This is a genomic window from Pseudarthrobacter sp. MDT3-1 (assembly GCF_054510755.1).
Genome location: NZ_JBTNDX010000023.1, coordinates 50,272 through 71,350, shown reverse-complemented (window position 1 = coordinate 71,350; position 21,079 = coordinate 50,272). Strand labels below are relative to the sequence as shown.

Here is a 21,079-nt window from a genome sequence, read left to right as displayed (position 1 = left end):
GCGTAAAACCCTTGTTATCAACGGGCATCGCCGGCTCCTTCAATCAAAAAGTTAATGAATGACTCACAACCAGCTTGACGGAGAGGGACGCTCTCTCACTTTCCCTAAGAAAGTGAGAGAGCAGTTGGGGAAAAGCCCCATAAAGTGAGAGAGCGTCGGCAGGGGGTACGCAAAAGGCCCCAAGGGTGGCATCCGGAAGCATGCGTCAAAGCGACGAAGGAGCAGCACGCGGAGGATGTCAGCCTTAGGGCCTCAATCGTGAAAGGACTAGCGGGAGCGCTGGCGGAGGCGCTGCATGTCGAGGATCACTACGGCACGGGCTTCGAGGCGGAGCCAGCCGCGCTGGACGAACTCTGCCAGGGCCTTGTTGACCGTCTCGCGTGAGGCGCCTACCAGCTGGGCCAGCTCTTCCTGGGTGAGCTCGTGGGCTACCAGGACGCCGTCAGTTGCCGGGCGGCCGAAGCGGTCGGCCAGGTCGAGCAGGGCCTTGGCCACGCGGCCGGGGACGTCGGAGAACACCAGGTCCGAGAGTGAATCGTTGGTGCGGCGCAGGCGACGGGCCAGGGCCTGCAGCAGCTGCGCCGAAACCTCGGGGCGCGTCCGCAGCAGGGCGTTGAGGCTTTCGTTCTTCAGGCCAGCAAGGCGGGTTTCGGAGACAGCCGTGGCCGTGGCCGTGCGGGGGCTGGGGTCAAAGAGTGCCATTTCGCCGAACAGTTCACCCGGGCCCAGTATGGCGAGCAGGGACTCCCTGCCATCGGGGGACGTGCGGCCCAGCTTCACCTTGCCGGAGACGATGAAGTAGAGCTGGTCGCCCTGGTCGCCCTCGCGGAATACCGATGCACCGCGGGAGAGGTCCACCTCGGTCAGCTCGTCCGTCAGCAGGCGGAATGCTTCGTCGTCGAGCGTGGCAAATAGGGGTGCTCGGCGCAGTACCTCGATGTCCATGAAATCTCCTGAATAAAAAGTGTCGGCTGTGGCGCTTTTGCCATTGTTTCAGAATTTTCAAGGTTCTGTGACGTACTTGGCAGCGGAAACGCCGCTGACACTGTGCAATGCGGGCCCGATCCGGTGCCCGGCCGCGCCCGGGGTGTGAGTTTGACGACTGAACGTGAGGCGAACCTGGCCCCAATAGGCGGGAGACTGGCGCCCACGGAATAATGTCAGCCTGCGCCACTAGAATTGGGTCTCAACCGTATTAGAGGAGCGCTCAGTGTTTGGCTTGACTGTTCTGGACCTGGCGCTGATCCTGGCCCTGCTGTCTTACCTGATCTATGGCCTGCGCAACGGCTTCCTGGTCACCCTCGGGGGTATCGCCGGCTTCGCCGCGGGCGCCGTGGCTGCCTTCTTTGCCGTTCCACTGGTCAGCAACTTCGTGGACGACTCCGGCTGGAGGCTGACCGCCATCGTGGCCGCCGCCGTCGTACTGATGGCTCTGGGCCATGGCCTAGGGACCATGATCGGGCGCAAAATCCGCGGCGCCGTGCGGATCAAGCCGCTGCGGGCTGTGGACCGGCTGGTGGGCGGGGCCGTCAACGTGGTGGTCTCGGCGCTGGTGATGTCCATGCTCGCTTTCAGCGTCAGCGCTCTCGGCGTTCCGTTTGTGTCCCAACAATTGGCCGAGTCCAAAGTCATCCGATACATCGATGGGCTGACGCCTGTCCCGGTGAAGACCACCATGGCGCAGCTGCGGTCCACGGTGATCGGCAACGGAATCCCCACGCTGCTTGAAGGCCTGGACCAGGGTCAGCAAGTGGCAGTGCCCAATGCAAGCACCGATACGCCAGCGCTGAACCGGGCCGCGCAGTCAGTCCTGAAAATTGCCGGAACCGCCTACCAATGCGGGCAGAACCAGACCGGCACTGGCTTTGTGGTTTCCCCTGGCCGGGTTGTGACCAATGCCCATGTTGTGGCGGGCGTGTCGCAGCCGGTGGTTGAAATTCCCGACGGCGGCGCGATGCCCGGGCGGGTGGTGTACTTCGACACCAGGCACGACCTCGCTGTTTTGGCCGTTGACGGGTTGCCTTCCGAACCACTCACGCTGACGTCCGACCTTCCGAACGGCAGCCCGGCAGCTTTCGCGGGGTACCCTCACGGCGGTCCGTTCCAGTCCAACCCCGCCACGGTCCAGGACATCACCTCGGTTCTGGTGCCCGACATCTACGGCGAAAACCCGGCCCCGGAAGAGATATACCGCCTGGCCGGCAACGTCCAGCCCGGGAACTCGGGCGGCCCGCTGCTGACCATGGAGGGTCTGGTGGCCGGCGTCATTTTCGCCAAGGCAACCTCGGACACCGAAATGGGTTTCGCGATCACCATGAATGACCTGTTCCCGGTCGCATCCCAGGCCGCAAGCCTCAGCGCTCCAGTCTCCTCCGGGCAGTGCATCCAGAAGTAGCCCGGGCGGCCTGAGCCACACGAGCCTGAGCCGCACAGCGCCGGGCTACAGCGCTTCGGCCAGGTAGTCGATGGCCAGCTTGTAGCCGAACACTCCAGCTCCTACGATCACCGCGGCGCACACCGGGGACAAGAAGGAGTGGTGCCGGAATTCCTCGCGCTGGTGCACGTTGGTGATGTGGACCTCGACGGCGGGAAGCTGCACCGCCGCCAGAGCGTCACGCAGGGCCACGGAGGTGTGGGTGAAGGCGCCGGCGTTCAGCACAATCCCGACGGCGGTGCCGCGGGCTGCGTGGATGACGTCCAGGAGCACCCCCTCATGGTTGGACTGGACACACTCCACCGTGAAGCCGTGGGCCTGCGCCGCCGTAGCTGCCAGTTGCTCCACGTCCGCGAGAGTGGAAGTGCCGTACTTCTCCGGTTCACGGGTGCCCAGCAGGTTGAGGTTGGGGCCGTTGATCACGAGGATCGTGCCGCGCCCGGCAGCGGAGGCAGATGCGGAGTCAGGGGAGGAAACGTCAGTCATGGCTCCAATCTACCCGTCGGATTCTGCACCATCATTCGGCCCGGGACATTCCACGTGGCCGGATTTCCGGGGGGCCGTGGACTTCGAACGGTGAATGATGGTGCAGAATTCGTCGCAAAGGACCCTAGGCGACGACGTTGACGTTCCACGGACGACACTTACTTTTCGCACAGCTGGTGGGCTGGCCGCGCTGCCAAGAGGGCCATTCGCTGGCGGGCGCTCGCTACTTCCGGCTATCCGCTGTCGCCGCTCACCCGAGTCCGCGCTAAAGGGGGCGTGCTCTGCTGCCTTGATCCATCACGTATGTATGCTCGGCACATGAACATCTTCGAAGAAGCATCAGCATTAAAGGTTCTTGGAACACATGCGTGCTGGAGATCCCTTCGGTCCGCTTCAGTCGGCCGACTGGCGGTAATTGGCACCAACGGACCTGAAATCTTTCCCGTGAACTACCTGCCGGAGGATGGATCACTGTTTTTCCGAACAGGTCCGGGAACCAAACTGGACGCTTTGCTGGAAGGGGGAGCGGTCGCACTGGAGGCTGACGGCCTCAACCCCTACGGAACCATTGCGTGGAGCGTCGTGGTGAAAGGCCGTCCTGAAGCTGTCCCGGACAACGAACTTGATCAGGACAAGGTGGATCAGAGCCTGTCTCCCTGGGAGCCGGGGGCCAAGGATCAGCTGTTCCGCATTACGCCGACGGAAATTACTGGACGCCAGTTTGCCATCAACCCGTCCGCACGATGGTGGTCACCACGGGAGCCCTGAGGTTCCGGGGAGGGAATCGGGGCGAGCTCCGTGGGGCTGGCCTGCTGACTACAGGCTGAGCGCAGTTCATGGGGTCGGCCGCTGGTAGATGGATTGACCGGCATCAGTGCGCTGTGCTGGCGAGTAGTGAGTGGATTCCACTACGTGCCGCGCAGCGAAGCCAGTCAGGGCACCCACAGTGACCGCCATGAGTATGCCGGCCACTAAATATGACCCCACCGGGCAGGAAATGCTGTGTTCTCGTCAATGAACGGAGACGGCGCGAAAGTCCAGAGGACGCCAGCAGCCCAGGCACCAGCGTTGACAGGAATCCACCAGGAGGCCCGCCGTATTACCCGGCGTAAGACAAGCCACTGCAAGGTCGGAATCGAAGCCAGAAGCACCGCCGCCCCGACGACCATGAGGGCAACAGCGGACGGCGAAGCGAAATCGACACTGCCGATCGTACTCGGCAGCATACCGATGGACCACGCGACAGCGGCACCCCCACCAGTGGCGGTAATCCAGGCAGCACGAGGGATCCCAAAAGAGCCAAAGCCGATGGACTGCCCCAACCCAAGGAGGATACCTTCGCATGCTCCGGCGGCGATCATCAACGGATAGACGACGGAAGCGGGAGCGGCGGCTAATGTCAACGCTCCACCAACAGCGGCCGGGATAATGAATCCAACGGTCTCCCCGGCCGTAACCGCAAGCACCCACCGACGCATAAAAGTGCGTCTCATGTCTGTGGCCCTCTTGCCCATGTAGCCGATAGTACGCGCCATGCCACCTCAAAACGGCCTGGGTTCGTTTTGTAAGATCGGCGGGCCCCGAAAGAGGTATGGATGGCCCAACCGGCGCAACCTTGGAGACAACACAGTTGACCGACAAACCCCCGTAGGGACAAGGAAACCATCATGATTGAATCAAGCCCGCTATTTGGCCGAACGCAATGACTCACACCCCGACACGGAGAATATGACCATGACGATCAAGAAGTCCGTGACTTGGAGCGATCTGACAAGCGGGCAGCAGGCTGTGGTCCTGGCCTTGTCCTCAGTGCAGTTGTCGCTGGCCGCCACCGCTTGGACGGATCTGGCCACCCGCCCCGCCCCGCGGGTCAACGGCCGCAAGAGTGTGTGGGCGGCGGTCATTGCCCTGCACTTCTTGGGCCCTGTGCTGTACTTCACGCACGGAATCCGCCGCTGAACCCGGCTCCGACACCGGGACGGTGCAGTCAGCCTGCCGGCCTCGTCCTTGGCGCGGGTCAGCGGGGCAGGGACCCTAGAGTGCCGTGAACCTCAGGACGAGGGCGTGCTCGGGGTTGAGGATGGGCATCGGCAGGCCCACTTCGGCCAGGAAGCGGCCACCGGCCACCGCCCCGTCCGCCAGCCAGGCCGGCGGCTGGACCTGCGTGAATGTGTGGGCATAGTCGGCGTCTCCGGGCGCCGGGAAGATGGCTTCCACCCGGTAGTCCTGGTCCGGTTCGAGGCCGGGGATGGTGATCCGTCCGGTCTGTTCCGCGAACGCGGTGCCCGTGCTGACCAGGGCGAACAGCGCCGCCGTCGTGCCTGGTGGAACGGTGCCCTGCGAGGCACCACTGGGGGCAACTACGCCGTGCAGCATCAGGGAATCGTCGGGTACGTCCGCGCGGACCATGCGCCCGGAGTGGATCAGGCCGCGGTGTTCCTTGTAGAGGGCGATGAAGCGTTTGAGTTCCTCGCGCTCGGCGCCCTGGACCTCGCGGACGTCCCATTCCATGCCGAAGTGGCCGAACAGCGCTGTGATGGCGCGGAAGGACAGATCGTGCGTGCGGGCCGTGGTGTGCGAGGTGGTGGGGCCGACGTGCCCGCCCACGAGCTCCGGCGGGACCACCAGCCCGGTCCAGCGCTGGATGGTCTGCCGTTCCAGGGCGTCGTTGCAGTCCGAGGCCCAGATGCGGTCCGTGCGTTCCAGGATGCCCAGGTCCACACGGGCCCCGCCGGAGGAGCAGCTTTCAATCTCGACGCCGGGATGGGCCTTCTTGAGCTCGTCAAAGAGCCGGTAGGCGGCCAGGGTCTGTTCGTGGACCGAGGAGCGGCCGGCGTGGCCGTGCTCCAGCTGGTCCCTGTTCTGGTCCCACTTCAGGTAGCTGATGTTGTTCTCGCGCAACAGGGCGTCGACGCGGTCGAAAATGTACTGCCACGCGTCCGGGTTCACGAGGTCGATCACTTGCTGGTTCCGCCATTCAATCGGCAGGCGGCCGCCGTCCTTGTAGCTCTGGACCGAAGGACCAACGATCCACTCAGGGTGCGCGCGGACAATATCGGAGTCCAGGTTGACCATTTCCGGTTCCACCCAGAGCCCGAATTCCATCCCGCGCGAGGTCACGGCATCAATCAGAGGCGTGAGGCCATCGGGCCAGAGTGATCCGTCGACGTACCAGTCGCCCAGGCCGGCGTGGTCGTCGCGGCGGCCGCGGAACCAGCCGTCGTCGAGCACAAATCGCTCCACGCCCAGTTCGGCGGCGGAGTCCGCCAGCTCGATCAGCGTTGAGAGGTTGTGGTCGAAGTAGACCGCTTCCCAGGTGTTGAGCACCACGGGACGGGGCTTGCCCGGGTGGGTTGCCGTGCTGGCCGCGGGGAGAACGTGGTGCGGGCGGGACCGGAACCAGCTGTAGAACGCCTCGCTGATGCCATCCAGGCCGCGGTCCGAGTACGCGGCGAACAGTGCCGGCGTGGTGTAGCTGGCGCCGGGTGCAAGGATGACCTCGGCCGGGCCCAGGAGCTCGGAGCCGCCGATCATGGTGCGGCCGTCGCCGATGCTGTCCGCGAACTGCTCGTGGTTGCCGCTCCAGGCCAGGTGGGTGGCCCAGACCTTGCCGTGGCGGTTGCCGAACCCGGCGGTGCCTGCGGCGAAGAGCAGCGAGGAGTCGTGCCCGGTGCGGCCGTGCCGGCCGGTGCGGACCCACGTGCCCTGCTGGATGGGGCGGCGCTGCGGGTGGCGTTCCCGGCACCAGCGCCCGGTCAGGTCAAGGAGTTCGACGGCGTCCGGCGCCACCGGGAGGACGGTGGCCAGCTCGTCGACCTGGTAGGGCGTGGCGCCGTCGTTGGTGAGGGTGTGGCGCAGCTCCAGCAGGCCGCCGTCGTGCAGTGTCAGGGCGGACGAGACGGTGAGTCCGGCGTCGGAATCGGTCTGGACGATGATGGCGGAGTTGTCCTCGGCGCTCGCGGCCACGGCGCGGAGGCGGGCCGAGAAGTCGAGGCCAGAGACGCCGTCGGCGAGGCGGTGGCCGCGGAGGGCGGGACGGCCGCGCCAGCTGGAGGATGCCTGCGGCAGGAGGCCGGCGGGCACGGTGGCGTCGATGGCGGAGTGGGGGATCGGTTCGCCGAGGATGGCGAGGTCCGGCAGGGTGCTGCCAAGATCCGCGCCCCAGTGGATGACCTCGGCCTCCCCGCTGTCAAAGCTCATCACCAGGCTGGTGCTGGCGGAACGGAGGTGGAGGGGGTCCATAGAATGCTGTCCTTTACGGGGTGTGGGAGAAAGTATAGAGGCCGCGCGCCGCGGGGAATACAACGCCCGCGGCGCGCAGCCGGTAAAGCTCGCGGCCTACTTGAAGAGGGCGTTGACCTGTTCGTTGGCCTGGGTCAGCGAGCTGGCCGGGGCCTTGCCGGACACTACTGCGTCCATGGCGGGCTCCATGATGCCCTTGACCTTGGCGGTGTTGTCCGTGATCGGGTACAGGAACGTGCTCTTGTTCTTGACGTGCTCGGTGAACGCGGAGACGTCCACGTTCTTGGCGGCGAAGGCCGCGGCAGCCTTGTCGGAGGAAGCCTTGAGCGCGGGGAAGACGACGGCCTTGGACGCTACGACGTCCTGGCAGTCAGCGGAGGCGAGGTACTCAACCCACTTGATCGAGGCGTCCTTCTTCTTGGTTCCGGCCCAGATCGAGTCGGCCAGGCCGTTGAACATGGAGGCACGCTTGCCTTCGGGGCCCACCGGGGTGGGGGCGATGCCCACATCGATGCCCTGGTAGCCGGTGTACTGGCCGGTCATCCACGAACCGTGGGCATTGATGGCGGACTTACCGGCCGCGAACGTGTCGGCCATGCTGGCGCCGACGGTGGTCTCCAGCTTGGGCATGTAGCCCTTTTCCACGAGTCCGGCGAACCAGTCCATGCTTTCCTGGAACTTGGGGTCGTCGTAGTTGTAGTGCGTGCCCCACGGGTTCTTGTCCGTGTGGGACCAGCCGGTGGTGTTGGTGAGGTAGCTCCACTCCGTCTGCCCGGAGGAGTCGCCGCCGCCGTTGAGGCCAAGGCCATACACGGCGACGTTGTTCTTGTCGAAGCCGGCCTCGTCGCCGCGCTTGCCGTTCTTGTCAACGCTCAGGTGGGCGATGACCTGTTCGTACGTGCCGCCGTCCTGCGGGTTCCAGGTGAGGTTCTTCATCTGCTCTTCGGTGACGCCGCCGCTGGCGAGCATGGCCTCGTTGTAGAACAGGCCGATGGTGTCCCAGTCCTTCGGCAGGCCGTAGCGCTTGCCGTCCTGGCCAACCCAGAGGTCGGCGAGGCCCTCGTTGTACTGGGACAGGTCGATGTTGTCCTTCTTGACGGCGTCGTCGATGGCCAGCAACTGCTTGTTCTCTGCCAGCTCGCCGTAGCGTCCGAGGTGGTTGGTGAAAACGTCGGGGGCAGTGCCGCCGACAAAGCCGTTGGTCAGCGTGCTCCAGTAGTCGTCCCACCCGCGCTGGGTGATCTTGACCGAGATGTCCGGGTTGGCCTTCGTGAAGTCGTCGGCGCACTGCTGGTAGGCGGGCAGCTGGTTGGCGTCCCACAGCCAGTAGTTGATCTCGCCCTTGCTTGATTCTGCCGAGGAGGATGAGCCTCCGCCACAGGCGGACAGGGACAGTGCCATAACTGCGGCGACGGCGACGGCGCCGAGGGATTTCTTCATGGTTCTACTTTCCGTTTGGGAGTTGGGGAGTGGGGTTTTTGGGGGTGGTTACTTGATGCCGGAGAAGCCGATGGAGTTGACGATCTTCTTGCCGAAGGCGGCGAAGAGGATCAGGACGGGCAGGGCCGAAACCAGGGTGGCGGCCATCAGGCCTGACCAGTCCGGGGAACCCTGCGGTGCCTGTGATTTGAAGACCCCGAGGCCCACCTGCAGGACGCGCACGTCATCCTGGGATCCGACGAGGAGCGGCCAGAAGTATTCATTCCACTGGCCGATGAAGGTGAGCAGGGCAAGGGTGGCGATTGGTGCTGCGGCGTTGGGAAGCACAATCTGGAAGAAGATGCGGAGGTGCTTGGCGCCGTCGAGCATGGCTGCCTCTTCGACCTCGCGGGACATGTTCAGGAAGAACTGGCGGAGGAAGAAGATGGCGAACGGAGTCATAAAGACGTAGGGCAGGACCATGCCGAGCATTGTGTTGAGCAGGTCCAGGTTCTTGATCAGCAGGAAGTTGGGCAGGGCGGTGAAGATCGGCGGGACCAGCATGGTGCCCAGGAATAGGCTGAACACCGCGTTCCGGCCCCTCCAGCGCAGCCGGGCAAAGGCGTAGGCGGCCATGGCGCTGAAGAATACGGCCCCGGCGGTGGTGATGGACGAGAAGATGATGGAGTTCTTCAGGTACAGCCAGAAATCGATGGTGGCACCGGAACCGCCCTCGGCGATGGCGTCCGCGGGGCTCTGCAGCCCGAACACCCGCATAAAGGCGCCGAACGTGAAATCGGCGGGAAGCAGGCTGGCTGAGTTGGCGGCCAGTGCCGAATTGGTGGACAGTGCCGTCCGCAGCACCCAGAGGAACGGGAGGACGGAGACTGCGATGGCCAGGACCAAGAGGGCCCAGGCGCCTGCGCGGCGGGGGTTGAACGGACGACGGCGGCGGGCCGGGGCATGCAGCGGTGCGCGGCTGGTGGTGGATGTCATGGGGGACTCCTTAGTCCAGGTCCGACTCGTTGCCCTTGAGGAACTTCATCTGGATGAAGGCCACCAGGGCGAGGATGAGGAAGAGAATGACGGCGATGGCGGATCCGTAACCGAAGTCCGACTCGGTGAAGGCCCGCTGGTAGATGTAGTACTGGATCACGCGGGTGGCGTTCACCGGTCCGCCCTGGGTAGTGACGGCCACGGTGTCGAAGACCTGGAAGGAGCCGATCACGGTCACCACGAGGACCAGCACCAGGACCGGGCGGAGCAGCGGAATGGTGATCTTGCGGAAGGTCTGGAACGCTGAGGCGCCGTCGAGTTTTGCGACCTCATAGATGTTGCCGGGGATGGCCTGCAGGCCGGCAAAGATGAGCAGCGCGGTGTAGCCCATGTGCCGCCAGGTGTTGATGACTGCCTGGGTGGGGATGGCCCACTCTTCGCTGCCGAAGAACGCGACGCGGGGGAGGCCGGCCCATTCGATGAACTGGTTGACCACGCCGATCTGATAATCGAGCATCCAGAACCAGAGCAGCGCCGCGATGACGTTGGACATCAGGTAGGGCAGGAGCAGAGCGCCGCGGATGAGCGTGGACTTGGCGACCTGGTGCATCAGTAGGGCCAGTCCCAGTGCCAGCGCTGTCTGGAGGACGATGTTGATGAGGACGTACTGGCCGGTGACGGCCAGGGAATTCCAGAACAGCGGGTCCTTGGCGATCGCCGTGTAGTTGTCCATCCCCACCCATGTTGGGTCTCCGAGGATGTTGTACTCCGTGAAGCTCAAGTACACGCCGCGGATGGTTGGGACAACGTAGAAGAAGATGAACCCGATCATTGCCGGGGCGATGAAGAACAGGGCGATCTTGAGGTCGCCGATCCGGCGGTAACCGCCGCGCGGCTTGGGTGCTCCGGTCTGGGGCGGGGCGGATCTCGCGTTTTTGGCAAGGGTGGTCATCGTCGACCCTTTCCTGACTGTGATGTGGATAACAACTGCTGAGGAATCTACACGAGTAGATCAAGAGTGGCAAGTGTTAGTTTTTCTTTTATTTCTAGAGGGATTATCCAGTCGATAGGGCATTGACTCGAGTAGATTCGAATGAAACACTGAAATCCTGATGGACAGCGCTTGCCGGCGCTCCGTTACAGCATCCAGGGAAGGCAAACAATGACGTTTTCAATCGGCGTAGTAGGAGTTGGCCAGTTCGGCGGCCAGTTCGCGCACCTCTTCAATCTCCACCCCGGCGTCAGCGACGTCTATGTGGTGGACGAGCTTCCGGAACGCGCGGCCGAGGCCGTGGACCGGTACCGCCTGGCGGGGTCCGAGGCGAGCTTTGAGGACCTCCTCGCCTCCGACGTCGACGCCGTGGCCATCTTCACGCAGCGCTGGACGCACGGTCCGCTGGTGGAGCAGGCGCTCCGCGCCGGTAAGCACGTCTATTCAGCCGTCCCCATGGCCATCTCCGAGGAAGAAATCGCCCGGATCATCGACGCCGTCCGTGAAACCGGGCTGGTCTACATGATGGGGGAGACCAGTTACTACAACCCGGCCACGGTCTACGCACGCAAGCAGCATGCGGCCGGCTGCTTCGGGCGGATCTTCTACACCGAAGGAGACTACGTCCACGACATGGACCTGGGCTTTTACGATGCCTACCAGTACAGCGGCGGTGATCGCTGGAAGGAAACCGCCAGCTACCCGCCGATGCTGTACCCGACGCACGCGGTCGGGGGAGTCCTCGGCGCCGTCCCCGCCCACGCCGTCAGCGTCAGCTGCGTCGGAGTCAAGGATGACCGCAACGACGGCGTCTTCGACAAGGAAGTCAGCATGTTCGGCAACGACTTCTCGAACGCCACGGCCCTCTTCGAACTCAACGACGGCGGCGTTATGCGCACCAATGAGATGCGCCGCGTGGGCTACCCATCACACATCAGGGAGTCCCGGTTCAGGTTCTTCGGGACGGAGGCCAGCTTTGAACAGCTTGCAAAAGTCACGGTCTGGCAGGACAAGGAAAACGTCCAAGACATTTCCGAGCAGTTCGAAACCCGGCCCAGTATGTCCCTCGATGACCCGTCGCTGGCCAACGTTGCGCCGGAACTGAGGGACGCCTTCGTGTCCGGACTCTCGCCGGTCCATGACGCTGATCGGCTTCCGGAGGAGTTCCGTGGCGCACCGAACGGCCACGAGGGAAGCCACCATTTCCTCGTGGATGACTTCGTGACCGCGGTCAACACCGGCACCCTGCCGCCGGTCAACGCCTGGGTTGCCGCCCGATTCACGCTGCCCGGCATCGTGGCGCACCAGTCCGCCCTCCGCGGCGGAGAGCGGCTTCCCATCCGTGACTTCGGCGACGCGCCGGGGATCTGATAGCTAGCATGTACACCATGACGACTCCCGCATTGCAGGCCCCACGCGGCCCGGTGACCCGCAAGGATGTTGCCCGGTACGCGGGCGTCAGCACCGCCGTCGTCAGCTATGTAGTTAACGGCGGGCCCAAGAGAGTGGCGCCGGCCACGGAAGCGAAGGTCCAGGACGCCATCCGCCGGCTGGGGTACCGTCCGAACGCTGCCGCGCGGGCCCTGAAACTGGGATCCAGCGAAACAATAGGGCTGGTTATTCCGGACAACAGCAACCCTTTCTTCTCGCTGCTGGCACACGCTGTGGAAGATGCTGCCGCTGAACTGGGCTACGCCCTGCTGCTTACCAACTCGGATGGAAACCTCGCGAAGGAACTCCGGCATGTCCGCAACCTTGCGGCACGCCAGGTGGACGGCGTCATTCTGTCCAGTGTCTTGATGGAACCGGGCCTGACGGACCTTGAATCGGCGGAGATACCTGTTGTTCTCCTGAACCACAGTGCCGATGCGCCCGGATTTAACAGCGTGGGCGTGGATCTGGTGGCGGGCGCAAAATCAGCCGTTGAACACTTGATCGGCCACGGACACACCAGTATCGCCCTCGCCATGGGTACAAACACCGGCAACTATTATGATGGCCGTGAAGAGGGCTGGCTGCAGGCTCTGGCGGGGGCAGGCCTGCCTGAAGGCCCCATTGTCCGTACCGCCTTCACCCGTGAAGGCGGCTACGCCGCAGGGAAACGCCTCCTGGCCTCCGCGAGCCGCCCGACGGCCATTTTTGCCACCTCTGACCTGCAGGCTGTCGGTATCCTCCGGGCACTCCATGAGGCGGGACTATCGATCCCCAATGACATCGCCCTGGCGTCCTTCGACGGCTCAGCTGAAGCTGAGTACAGCTGGCCTCCCCTTACAACAGTGAAACAGCCGGCAAAGGCAATGGCGGAGGCCGCTGTCAGCGCCCTAATAGGCGCCCATCGCGGCCACGAATCGGAACATCTCATCTTTCCTGCCGAGTTGCAGATCCGGCAGTCCTGCGGCTGCCCCTAGGCTGCAGCGAGCCGAAGCCTGCCAACTTTCTCCCGCAGGACACGTTGCGCCTCGGAACCCAGCCCGGCGTCGCTGATGACCTCATCGGCCGCATCCAAGGGGGCGATGGTGCTGATGCCTAGCAGCCCCCACTTGGTGTGGTCGGCAAGGACCACGGTTTTCCGGGCGGCGGCGACGAACGCCCGATCCGTCTCGGCCTCCAGGAGGTTAGGTGTGGTGAAGCCGGCGTCGGCGTCCATGCCGTGCACGCCCAGGAACAGCACGTCCAGGTGCAGCTGTTTGAGCGCTGCAGTCGCGATGGGACCCACCAAAGCGTCCGACGGCGTCCGCTCGCCGCCGATCAGGATCACGGTTGATGCGAACCGGGCTGAGCCGCCGGACGCGGCGTGGTGGAAGAGATCAGCGATGCGCACGGAATTGGTGACCACCGTGATCCGAGGACCGTTCACGAGTTCCTTGGCAAGCGCCCACGTTGTGGTCCCGGCGCTGAGTCCGACGGCCATGCCCTCATGCACCAGACCCGCAGCCTCCAACGCGATAGCCCGTTTCTCCGCGGTCAACTGAGTGGACTTGAGCTCGAAGCCCGGCTCATGCGTACTGACATCGCCGGGGAGCTTGGCGCCGCCGTGGATACGCTCCAGTTTGCCACCCTCCTCCAGCAGCTCGATATCCCGGCGGACAGTCATCAGCGAAACGCCCAGTTGCTGGGCGAGGTCCGAGACGCGGACAACCCGTTCGCGCTGGACGGCGTCCACGATTGCCTGGTGGCGTGCTGCGGGGAGCATGTAATTCCTTTCGGGCTGAGGCGGGTGTAATATCCCCGTCACGTTCCATGATGGTCTAACCCTTGCTTGAACCAAGAGTCAGCCCCGCAACAAACTGCCGCTGCAGGAGCACATATATCACCAGCGTGGGAATGACAGTGATGACTGCGCCGGCGGCCAGGAGGTTGTAGTTGCTCAGGAATTCGCCCTGCAGGTTGTTGATGGCCGTGGTGATCGGAAGCCGGTTGCCGCTCTGGATGAAGATGAGGGGCCAGAAGTAGTCGTTGTAGATGAAGATGACCTGGAGCGTGCCGAGGGCGGCGAACGCCGGCCGGCAGAGCGGCATGATGATCTCCCGGTACTGCCGCCAGATGCCGGCCCCGTCCACCAGTGCGGCCTCCGTCAGGTCTGCGGAGAGCGCCTTCATGTAGTTGGACAGCACGAAGGTGCAGAAACCCATCTGGAAGGCGGTATTGACCGCGATCACAACGATGTAGGTGTTCAGCATGTTTCCGGAATCGCTGAATGAGTACGGCACTTCGAAGTGCTTTGCCATCTCGAACAGCGGAGCGGCGAGGACCTGCGGGGGAAGCAGGTTGCCGGCGGTGAACATGATGAGCAGCGTGATGTTGAACTTCCAGTTCACCCGGCTGACGGCGAAGGCCATGAGGGAGGCAAGGAACAGGGTCAGCAGCACGGCCGGGACGGTGATGATGACCGAGTTCCAGAAGTACGTGGAAAACCCGCCCTGGGTCCAGGCCTGGGAGAAGTTGTCGAAGTTGAAGTCGCCGGCGAAGCTGAAATAGCCGTACTGGTTTGTCGAGTCCACCGGACGGAGCGCGGTGAAAAGAGACCAACCCAGCGGGATCAGCCACATCACCGCCATAACGGCCAGGAAGATGTGGGTCCCGTAGTGGCGCTTCGGCCGGCTGCCGGAGCGGGGCGCAGCTGCGGCAGGAGTACGGCCGGTGCGGGCTGTGGTGGTGCTCATGCTTTGTTCTCCTTGCCGAAGGTGCGGCTGAGGTAGAAGACGATGGGAACAAGGGAGATGACCAGCAGCACCACTGCCAGTGCCGAGCCGACGCCGATCACCTGACCTTCGCCCACGAGGTTCTGGATCACCAGGGCGCTGAGCATTTCCAGGCCGTTGGTTCCGCGGTTGATGACGTAAACCACGTCAAAGGCGCGCAGCGATTCGATGATGGTGATTACCACGATGACGATATTGATGGGGCGCATGGCCGGGAACACCACGCGGAAGAAGGTCTGCACGGCGTTGGCTCCGTCGATGGCGGCGGCTTCCTTCAGGGTCGGATCCACGCCCTTCAGCCCGGCCAGGTACAGGAGCATCACGTAGCCGGCATGCCGCCAGGTCGCTGCAACCAGGGCGGCCCAGATGTTCACGGAGGAGTCCCCGAACCAGTCAACGGCCTGCGGTGTCCCTGCTGTGCCCAGGAGGAAGTTCAGGAGGCCGTTGTCGCGCTGGTAAAAGAGCTGCCAGATGATGCCGATCAGGGCCAGCGACAGCATCACGGGTGCGAAGAAAATGCTCTGGTAAATCCTGCTGCCGCGGATGTTCTGGTCCAGAAGTACGGCAAGCAACAGCCCCAGCGGCGTGGCAATCAGTGCCAGGAACAGGAGCCACAGCATGTTGTGCTGCACTGCTGGCCAGAACGGCGGGTAGTCCTGGGAGATGAACTGGTAGTTGTCCGTACCCGCCGGACGGATGTTGCCCAGGTCCAGGCCGTTCCACCGCGTGAAGCTGAGCCCCACGGACATCAGCGTCGGCAGCCACACGAGGGTCAGTTCGATCAGGGTGGGGATGCCCACCATCAGCGACAGGACGAGCTTGTCCCGTCCGGACAGGCGGCGGACCCGCCCCCCTTTTGCCCGGCGGATACGGCCGTTGCCGGGTTCCCGCGCCTCCGGCGGTATCAGTTCTTGTGCGGTGCTGCTCATGGAAGTCTTCCTCTTTGGGTGGGGACGCAGGAAGGGAACGACGGCGGGAGCCTGCGCCACCGTCGTCGTTCCCTTCCTGGCTGGTCGCCTTGGAAACGGCGCTGACAGGGCTGGAAGTGCGGCCCTGGACTTACTGCGCGGCGTAGAGCGTTTTGGCCTGGGCCTCGAGGTTTTTGACGTCTATTTTGCCGTCCTTGATGAAGCTCTGCAGGGCCGGGATCATCACGTTGTTGGCCATGGCGGGCAGGGCGTCCCGGTCGAAGAACTGGCTGATGTACCTCGCGTCCGCGATGGTGTCCGCACACTTCTTGTTGAGCGGGCTGAACTTGGACGTGTCCGTGCCCTTGGCGGTGGCGATGTTGGACGCATCCACGGCGGCGTAGGCGTCCTGGGCCTCGGCGGTGCCGAGGAACGCCATGAAGTCGCGGGCCGCCTTGTTGTCCCCGCCCTTTTTGGACAGCAGGAGGCCGTCAATGGGGGCTTCGACGGCGTCGCGGCCTTCCATGGCGATTTCCGGAAAGGCGAAGAAATCGATGTCCGCCAGCACCGCCGGGTCGGTGAATTGCTGGGTGACGAAGGAACCCAGCAGGTACATGCCGGTCTTCTTGGCTTCCAGCGCTTTGGCGGCGTCCTGCCAGGTCTGGCCGAGGGCTGCCGGGTCCTGGAAGGGAAGGAGCGCCGCCCAGGTGTCGAAGACCGCGCTGACCTTTTGCTGGTCCCAGGATTCCTTGTGCGCGCACAGGTCCACATGGAACTGGTAGCCGTTGAGCCGCATGTTCATGTAGTCGAACGTGCCCATGGCCGGCCAGCCGTCCTTGTCGGCGAAGCCGATGGGAATGATGCCATCTGCCTTCATCTTCGTGGCGAGGGCCTTGAGGGCGTCAAAGGTCTCCGGCACCTGGTACCCCTTTTCGGCCCAGAGGCTCTTCCGGTAGAAGAACCCCCACGGGTAGTTGTAGTTGGGTACGAAGTACATCTTGCCGTCCGGTCCGGTGGAGGCTTTCTTCAGCGCATCGGAGTAGTTGCCGCCGATGGTCTCCCAGACGTCATCGATGGGCGCAAGGAGCCCTTTGCCTGCGTAGTACTGCATGCGGTATCCGGCGAACCATGTGAACGTATCGTCCGGGGAGCCCTGCAGGTAGGAGTTGATCTTGTTCTGGAAATCATTGTGGGGCACCACGTTCGTGGTGACCTTCTTGCCGGTCTTGGCCGTGAAGGCGTCGGTGACGGCCTGGTACGCCCGCTTGGGGACGTCATCGGAGGACCCGGAACCGAAGGTAAGGCCGGAGGAGCCGGAACCCGTGGCGGATGGCGCACTTCCGCCCGTGCAGGCTGCGAGCAGTGGAATGCCGGCCAGGCCTGCTGCGCCTATGCCAACGGTCTTGAGGATGCTTCGCCTGCTGGGAAAAGCAGTTGCAGACGCATCAAACTGTGAAGCCATGTTCTCTCCCTTGAAAAATAGCCGCATGTGAGACACCTCACATTGCATCTGACTATAAACGTTCAAAACAGAACATGGAAGAACGGGAAATAACATTCTTGGTGTTGATTTTTTTGAATCGTCCCAAACAGCGAGCGGCCCAGATTTTCCCGTGGGACGGGAGAATCGGGGCCACTCGATGGCGTCGGACTGGGTGGTGAGGCGGCTGTTACTTTCTGAGCGACTGCGCGATCTGCTGCATCACTGTGGTGTCGGCCAGGGTGGTGGCGTCGCCGGATTCGCGGCCTTCGGCGATGTCCTTGAGCAGGCGGCGGACGATCTTGCCGGAGCGGGTTTTGGGCAGTTCCGGGACCACGAGGATGGTTTTGGGCTTGGCGATGGGCCCGATTTCCTTGCCTACGTGGTTGCGGAGTTCCTGGATGGTGGCCTCGCCCTTGTCCACGGCGTCCCCGCGCAGGATCACGAACGCGACGACGGCCTGGCCGGTGGTTTCGTCGGCGGCGCCCACGACGGCGGCTTCGGCCACGGAGGGGTGGCTGACCAGGGCGGATTCGATCTCGGTGGTGGAGAGCCGGTGCCCGGAGATGTTCATAACGTCATCCACGCGGCCCAGGAGCCAGATGTCGCCGTCCTCGTCCTTCTTGGCGCCGTCGCCAGCGAAGTACATGCCTTCGAAGCGGGACCAGTAGGTCTCCTTGAACCGCTCGGGGTCGCCCCAGATGCCGCGGAGCATGGCGGGCCAGGGCTCCCGGATCACCAGGAAGCCGCCGTGGCCGTCCGGCACGGATTCGCCCTGCTCATCAACGACGTCCACCGCGATGCCGGGCAGCGGGGTCTGGGCCGAGCCGGGCTTCGTGGCGGTGACGCCGGGCAGCGGTGCGATCATCTGGGCGCCGGTTTCGGTCTGCCACCACGTGTCCACGATCGGTGCCTTGTTGCCGCCGATGACGTCCCGGTACCACATCCAGGCTTCCGGGTTGATGGATTCGCCCACGGAACCGAGGACCCGGAGGGAGGTCAGATCGTACTTGTCCGGGATGTCCCGTCCCCACTTCATGAAGGTCCGGATGGCCGTGGGGGCGGTGTACAGGATGGAGACCTTGTACTTCTCGATGATCTCCCACCAGCGGCCCTGGTGCGGGGAATCCGGGGTGCCTTCGTACATCACCTGTGTGGCGCCGTTGATGAGCGGGGCGTAGGCGACGTACGTGTGGCCGGTGACCCAGCCGACGTCGGCCGTGCACCAGAAGACATCCGTTTCGGGGTGGAGGTCGAACACGGCCTTGTGGGTGTAGGCGCCCTGGGTGAGGTAGCCGCCGGTGGTGTGCAGGATGCCCTTGGGCTTGCCCGTGGTGCCGGACGTGTACAGGATGAACAGCGGGTGTTCGGAGTCGTGTCCCACCGCTTTGTGCTCGGCGGAGGCCAGCTCCACGGTGTCCGCCCACCAGTGGTCCCGGCCTTCGTGCCAGTCCACGTTCTGGCCGTTGCGCTTGACCACCACAACGTTCTGGACCGTGTGCCCGTCGACGGAGAGGGCGTCGTCCACGGCGGTCTTCAGCGCGCTGGGCTTGCCGCGGCGATAGGTGCCGTCCGCGGTGACGACGAGCTTGGCTTCGGCGTCCTCGATCCGGGAGCGCAGGGCGTCGGCGGAGAAGCCGCCGAACACTACGGAGTGCACGGCACCGATGCGGGCGCAGGCCAACAGCGTGATGACGGCCTCCGGGATCATGGGCAGGTAGACGGCCACCCGGTCACCTTTGCCAACGCCGAGGGACTCGAAGGCATTGGCGGCCTTCTTGACCTCTTCAGTGAGCTGGGCGTAGGTGTACGTGCGGGTGTCGCCGGGTTCGCCCTCGAAGTAGATGGCCACACGGCCGCCGAGGCCGTTCTCCACGTGGCGGTCCAGCGCGTTGTACGCGGCGTTGACCTCGCCGCCCACGAACCATTTGGCGAACGGCGGGTTGGACCAGTCCAGCGTCTGGTCGAAGTCTTTGCTCCAGGTGAGCAGTTCGCGGGCCTTCTTCGCCCAGAAAGCCGGGCGGCCGGCGTCGGCCTCTGCATAATCAGCGGCGGTGACAACGGCGTCGGCAGCGAATTCGGGGCTGGGGGCGAAAGTACGGTTTTCGTGCAGCAGGTTTTCAAAGGCGTCGCCCTGCTGGTCGGTCTGCACGGAAGCTGCGGGAGCGGTGGCCGTGGAGCCGGGAGTGTCCTGAGACATGGTGAACCTCATCATTCATCGGTCTTTTTAGCGGCTGCCGTCGCCCGGCCGTGCTCCGCCGCTTTGCGCGGCAGGGTAGCGGCCGATCACGGACATTCCGCAAAGAGCTGTTCCGGAATCAAGCCTAATACGCGCCGGGGCCGCGATGTGTTCGCTGTCACAAAGGCCCCCACGAACGGCATTTATTTAGCGGTGAATGGTTAAAGGACCCTGCCCACTGGCGTCCCGCCGCTGCGGATCAGCTAGTGATCGGCCATGCGGTTGACTAGGCTGAGATTGAATTGTGACTTTCTACGGAGCTGTCGGATCCGGTGTATCGCTGCCGGGCCTGGCCGTTTCCGCCGTTTCGGACGGCACAGTTTTGGGACGGAACCGTCCCGGTGCCGCCACGCTAAGGAGTACAGAATGAACCAGCAAAGCTTCGGCCAGAAGTTTGGTCGCACAACCGAGGCAGGGCCTGGCAGCACCCCGGGAGGCGGCTCAGCGAAGGGCGTGCAGAAGCCGGCCGGCGCCAAGCCGGGCACCACCAACCAGGCCGTGCTGGGTCCGTTCACGCTGCGGGACCTGACGGTTTTCGCCGCCACCCTCATTCTGCTGGTCGCCTCGCTGCTGCCCATCTTCTTCGGCCGGTTTAATCTCTGGAATGCAGGCAGCCTGTTCTTCCTGGGTCTCGGCATTGTGCTGCCGCTGATTGTCACGGCACTCTTTGCTGCCCGCCGGCTCGCTCCCGCCACGAGGGTCCGCATCGGTTCGCTGTCCGTTGACCAGTTTGGGTCTGTGGTGGCTTCCTTTGCACTGGCGTTCTTCTTCGTTTCCACGGCCGCGGCCTTTGTGCCCAGCCTGTTGGTGGGCCTGGTGGGTTCCGTCGTGCTGTTCGCGGGCACCGTGCTGAGCCGCTTCATTCCGTACTTCGCCGGCGACTTCCTGGGGCGCGACGAAACCCCGGCCCACGTGATGGCGCGCGACTCGGCTGTCCCGCTGCCCAAGCCGCACACGCCCAAGGAACCCAAGCCTGCGGCCACGCCCGTTCCGGAGGCTTCCGCGCCTGTTGCCGCATCTTCAGCGGCGGCAACTTCTGCGCGTGCCGCCACCCCCACCGCTTCAGCCGGGGCCTTTTCCGCCGCGCCCACCTCACCGGCTGCGTCAGCAGCCGTCTCTTCCGCCCCGGAGGTCACCGAGTGGTCCGCTGCCGGTGACGCGAGCCCCGCAACCCAGGCGGCCGACGTCGTGCCTTCCCCTCCAGCGACGGGCACCTCCACGGCGCCCGCCGTTGCGGAGACGTCTGCGGGTGACATCCCGACGGCGGCTGCGGCTGCCCCTGCGCCGACCCCTACGGCGTCCGCCGCCGCTGCCCCTGAGGCAGCAACCCACGACGCCGGCACAGGCGTCGCTGCCTCGGCTCGCCAGTCTGCCGCGGAACCTGCAGCGACGGCCGTGCATCAGCAGGTGCGCCGCGTGGAGCCCATCGGCGCCACCGTGGATCCGGCATCCAGGCCGGAAGAATCGTACGAAGAGCCTGCGCATGAGGCGTTCTGGTTTGCCGTGGCACAGCACCGGACCGCGGTGGACCCCCAGACCGGCGCCCCCTCCTTTGTGATTGAACCGGGCGGCTGGGTGCTGGCCCTGGAAGACCGGGGCCACGAATTCCTGGTCCAGCACACCGACGGACGGGTGGGCGTGCTGCGCGACCTCAGCAACATCGAGCGCGGCTAACCGGCCCC

At 64.3% G+C, this 21,079-nt stretch carries 17 protein-coding genes; 6 read left to right on the top strand and 11 right to left on the bottom strand.

Features of this window, described 5'->3' with window-relative positions; translation table 11 throughout:
• Positions 1-267: 267 nt before the first annotated feature.
• Positions 268-945, bottom strand: a complete 678-nt coding sequence (locus ACX80X_RS16560; RefSeq protein WP_011693220.1) for a Crp/Fnr family transcriptional regulator — start codon at positions 943-945, stop codon at positions 268-270.
• Between the two features lie 265 nt (positions 946-1,210).
• Here ACX80X_RS16560 and ACX80X_RS16555 point away from each other — a divergent pair, with 265 nt between their 5' ends.
• A complete protein-coding gene (locus ACX80X_RS16555; protein WP_252600318.1) occupies positions 1,211-2,395 on the top strand; it encodes a MarP family serine protease in 1,185 nt (394 codons plus the stop codon).
• Between the two features lie 45 nt (positions 2,396-2,440).
• Here the strand turns inward: ACX80X_RS16555 and aroQ are convergent, their stop codons facing one another.
• A complete protein-coding gene (aroQ, locus tag ACX80X_RS16550; RefSeq protein WP_141141598.1) occupies positions 2,441-2,920 on the bottom strand; it encodes a type II 3-dehydroquinate dehydratase in 480 nt (159 codons plus the stop codon).
• A gap of 318 nt (positions 2,921-3,238) precedes the next feature.
• On the opposite strand from aroQ, the gene ACX80X_RS16545 reads away from it, so the two are divergent.
• Together ACX80X_RS16545 and ACX80X_RS16540 are read left to right on the top strand one after the other, a co-directional pair.
• Positions 3,239-3,688, top strand: coding sequence for a pyridoxamine 5'-phosphate oxidase family protein (locus tag ACX80X_RS16545; RefSeq protein WP_252600320.1), 450 nt, complete (start codon positions 3,239-3,241; stop codon positions 3,686-3,688).
• A gap of 966 nt (positions 3,689-4,654) precedes the next feature.
• Positions 4,655-4,879 carry a hypothetical protein gene (locus ACX80X_RS16540; protein ID WP_252600321.1) on the top strand — a complete coding sequence of 75 codons (225 nt, stop codon included), beginning with the start codon at positions 4,655-4,657 and terminating at the stop codon, positions 4,877-4,879.
• 75 nt (positions 4,880-4,954) lie between these two features.
• Here the strand turns inward: ACX80X_RS16540 and ACX80X_RS16535 are convergent, their stop codons facing one another.
• The 4 genes from ACX80X_RS16535 to ACX80X_RS16520 all read right to left on the bottom strand — a co-directional run bounded on the left by ACX80X_RS16535 (position 4,955) and on the right by ACX80X_RS16520 (position 10,529).
• Entirely contained in the window at positions 4,955-7,162 is a 2,208-nt protein-coding gene (locus tag ACX80X_RS16535) for an alpha-galactosidase (protein WP_459312703.1), read from the bottom strand.
• Between the two features lie 96 nt (positions 7,163-7,258).
• Positions 7,259-8,602, bottom strand: coding sequence for an ABC transporter substrate-binding protein (locus ACX80X_RS16530; protein ID WP_252600324.1), 1,344 nt, complete (start codon positions 8,600-8,602; stop codon positions 7,259-7,261).
• Between the two features lie 48 nt (positions 8,603-8,650).
• A complete protein-coding gene (locus tag ACX80X_RS16525; RefSeq protein ID WP_252600326.1) occupies positions 8,651-9,577 on the bottom strand; it encodes a carbohydrate ABC transporter permease in 927 nt (308 codons plus the stop codon).
• 10 nt (positions 9,578-9,587) lie between these two features.
• The gene (locus tag ACX80X_RS16520; protein WP_252609789.1) at positions 9,588-10,529 is read right to left on the bottom strand and encodes a carbohydrate ABC transporter permease; all 942 of its coding nucleotides are present in this window, start codon (positions 10,527-10,529) and stop codon (positions 9,588-9,590) included.
• 210 nt (positions 10,530-10,739) lie between these two features.
• Between ACX80X_RS16520 and ACX80X_RS16515 the strand changes: the two genes are divergently transcribed.
• On the top strand, positions 10,740-11,939 hold the full coding sequence (locus ACX80X_RS16515; protein WP_252600329.1) for a Gfo/Idh/MocA family protein: 1,200 nt from the start codon (positions 10,740-10,742) through the stop codon (positions 11,937-11,939).
• Positions 11,940-11,956: 17 nt separating this feature from the next.
• On the top strand, positions 11,957-12,976 hold the full coding sequence (locus tag ACX80X_RS16510) for a LacI family DNA-binding transcriptional regulator (protein WP_252600331.1): 1,020 nt from the start codon (positions 11,957-11,959) through the stop codon (positions 12,974-12,976).
• On the opposite strand, the gene ACX80X_RS16505 is transcribed toward ACX80X_RS16510, so the two are convergent.
• From ACX80X_RS16505 to acs, 5 genes are all read right to left on the bottom strand, one after another.
• Positions 12,973-13,761, bottom strand: coding sequence for a DeoR/GlpR family DNA-binding transcription regulator (locus ACX80X_RS16505; RefSeq protein ID WP_252600333.1), 789 nt, complete (start codon positions 13,759-13,761; stop codon positions 12,973-12,975). The genes ACX80X_RS16510 and ACX80X_RS16505 overlap by 4 nt on opposite strands.
• A 55-nt stretch (positions 13,762-13,816) precedes the next feature.
• Positions 13,817-14,731, bottom strand: coding sequence for a carbohydrate ABC transporter permease (locus tag ACX80X_RS16500; RefSeq protein ID WP_252600334.1), 915 nt, complete (start codon positions 14,729-14,731; stop codon positions 13,817-13,819).
• A complete protein-coding gene (locus tag ACX80X_RS16495; protein WP_056346189.1) occupies positions 14,728-15,699 on the bottom strand; it encodes a carbohydrate ABC transporter permease in 972 nt (323 codons plus the stop codon). Before ACX80X_RS16495 ends, ACX80X_RS16500 begins: the two co-directional genes overlap by 4 nt.
• A gap of 130 nt (positions 15,700-15,829) precedes the next feature.
• Positions 15,830-17,140 (bottom strand): ABC transporter substrate-binding protein, encoded by a 1,311-nt coding sequence (locus ACX80X_RS16490; RefSeq protein WP_459312699.1) that lies wholly within the window; start codon positions 17,138-17,140, stop codon positions 15,830-15,832.
• A 208-nt stretch (positions 17,141-17,348) separates the two neighbouring features.
• Positions 17,349-19,358, bottom strand: a complete 2,010-nt coding sequence (acs, locus tag ACX80X_RS16485; protein WP_252600338.1) for an acetate--CoA ligase — start codon at positions 19,356-19,358, stop codon at positions 17,349-17,351.
• 405 nt (positions 19,359-19,763) lie between these two features.
• On the opposite strand from acs, the gene ACX80X_RS16480 reads away from it, so the two are divergent.
• Entirely contained in the window at positions 19,764-21,071 is a 1,308-nt protein-coding gene (locus ACX80X_RS16480; RefSeq protein ID WP_459312697.1) for a hypothetical protein, read from the top strand.
• The last annotated feature ends 8 nt before the right edge of the window (positions 21,072-21,079 follow it).

Coding starts and splice junctions, on each gene's coding strand:
- ACX80X_RS16560 (WP_011693220.1), bottom strand. CDS start 945: ATGGACATCGAGGTACTGCGCCGAGCACCCCTATTTGCCACGCTCGAC.
- aroQ (WP_141141598.1), bottom strand. CDS start 2,920: ATGACTGACGTTTCCTCCCCTGACTCCGCATCTGCCTCCGCTGCCGGG.
- ACX80X_RS16545 (WP_252600320.1), top strand. CDS start 3,239: ATGAACATCTTCGAAGAAGCATCAGCATTAAAGGTTCTTGGAACACAT.
- ACX80X_RS16540 (WP_252600321.1), top strand. CDS start 4,655: ATGACGATCAAGAAGTCCGTGACTTGGAGCGATCTGACAAGCGGGCAG.
- ACX80X_RS16535 (WP_459312703.1), bottom strand. CDS start 7,162: ATGGACCCCCTCCACCTCCGTTCCGCCAGCACCAGCCTGGTGATGAGC.
- ACX80X_RS16530 (WP_252600324.1), bottom strand. CDS start 8,602: ATGAAGAAATCCCTCGGCGCCGTCGCCGTCGCCGCAGTTATGGCACTG.
- ACX80X_RS16525 (WP_252600326.1), bottom strand. CDS start 9,577: ATGACATCCACCACCAGCCGCGCACCGCTGCATGCCCCGGCCCGCCGC.
- ACX80X_RS16520 (WP_252609789.1), bottom strand. CDS start 10,529: ATGACCACCCTTGCCAAAAACGCGAGATCCGCCCCGCCCCAGACCGGA.
- ACX80X_RS16515 (WP_252600329.1), top strand. CDS start 10,740: ATGACGTTTTCAATCGGCGTAGTAGGAGTTGGCCAGTTCGGCGGCCAG.
- ACX80X_RS16510 (WP_252600331.1), top strand. CDS start 11,957: ATGACGACTCCCGCATTGCAGGCCCCACGCGGCCCGGTGACCCGCAAG.
- ACX80X_RS16505 (WP_252600333.1), bottom strand. CDS start 13,761: ATGCTCCCCGCAGCACGCCACCAGGCAATCGTGGACGCCGTCCAGCGC.
- ACX80X_RS16500 (WP_252600334.1), bottom strand. CDS start 14,731: ATGAGCACCACCACAGCCCGCACCGGCCGTACTCCTGCCGCAGCTGCG.
- ACX80X_RS16495 (WP_056346189.1), bottom strand. CDS start 15,699: ATGAGCAGCACCGCACAAGAACTGATACCGCCGGAGGCGCGGGAACCC.
- ACX80X_RS16490 (WP_459312699.1), bottom strand. CDS start 17,140: ATGGCTTCACAGTTTGATGCGTCTGCAACTGCTTTTCCCAGCAGGCGA.
- acs (WP_252600338.1), bottom strand. CDS start 19,358: ATGTCTCAGGACACTCCCGGCTCCACGGCCACCGCTCCCGCAGCTTCC.
- ACX80X_RS16480 (WP_459312697.1), top strand. CDS start 19,764: ATGAACCAGCAAAGCTTCGGCCAGAAGTTTGGTCGCACAACCGAGGCA.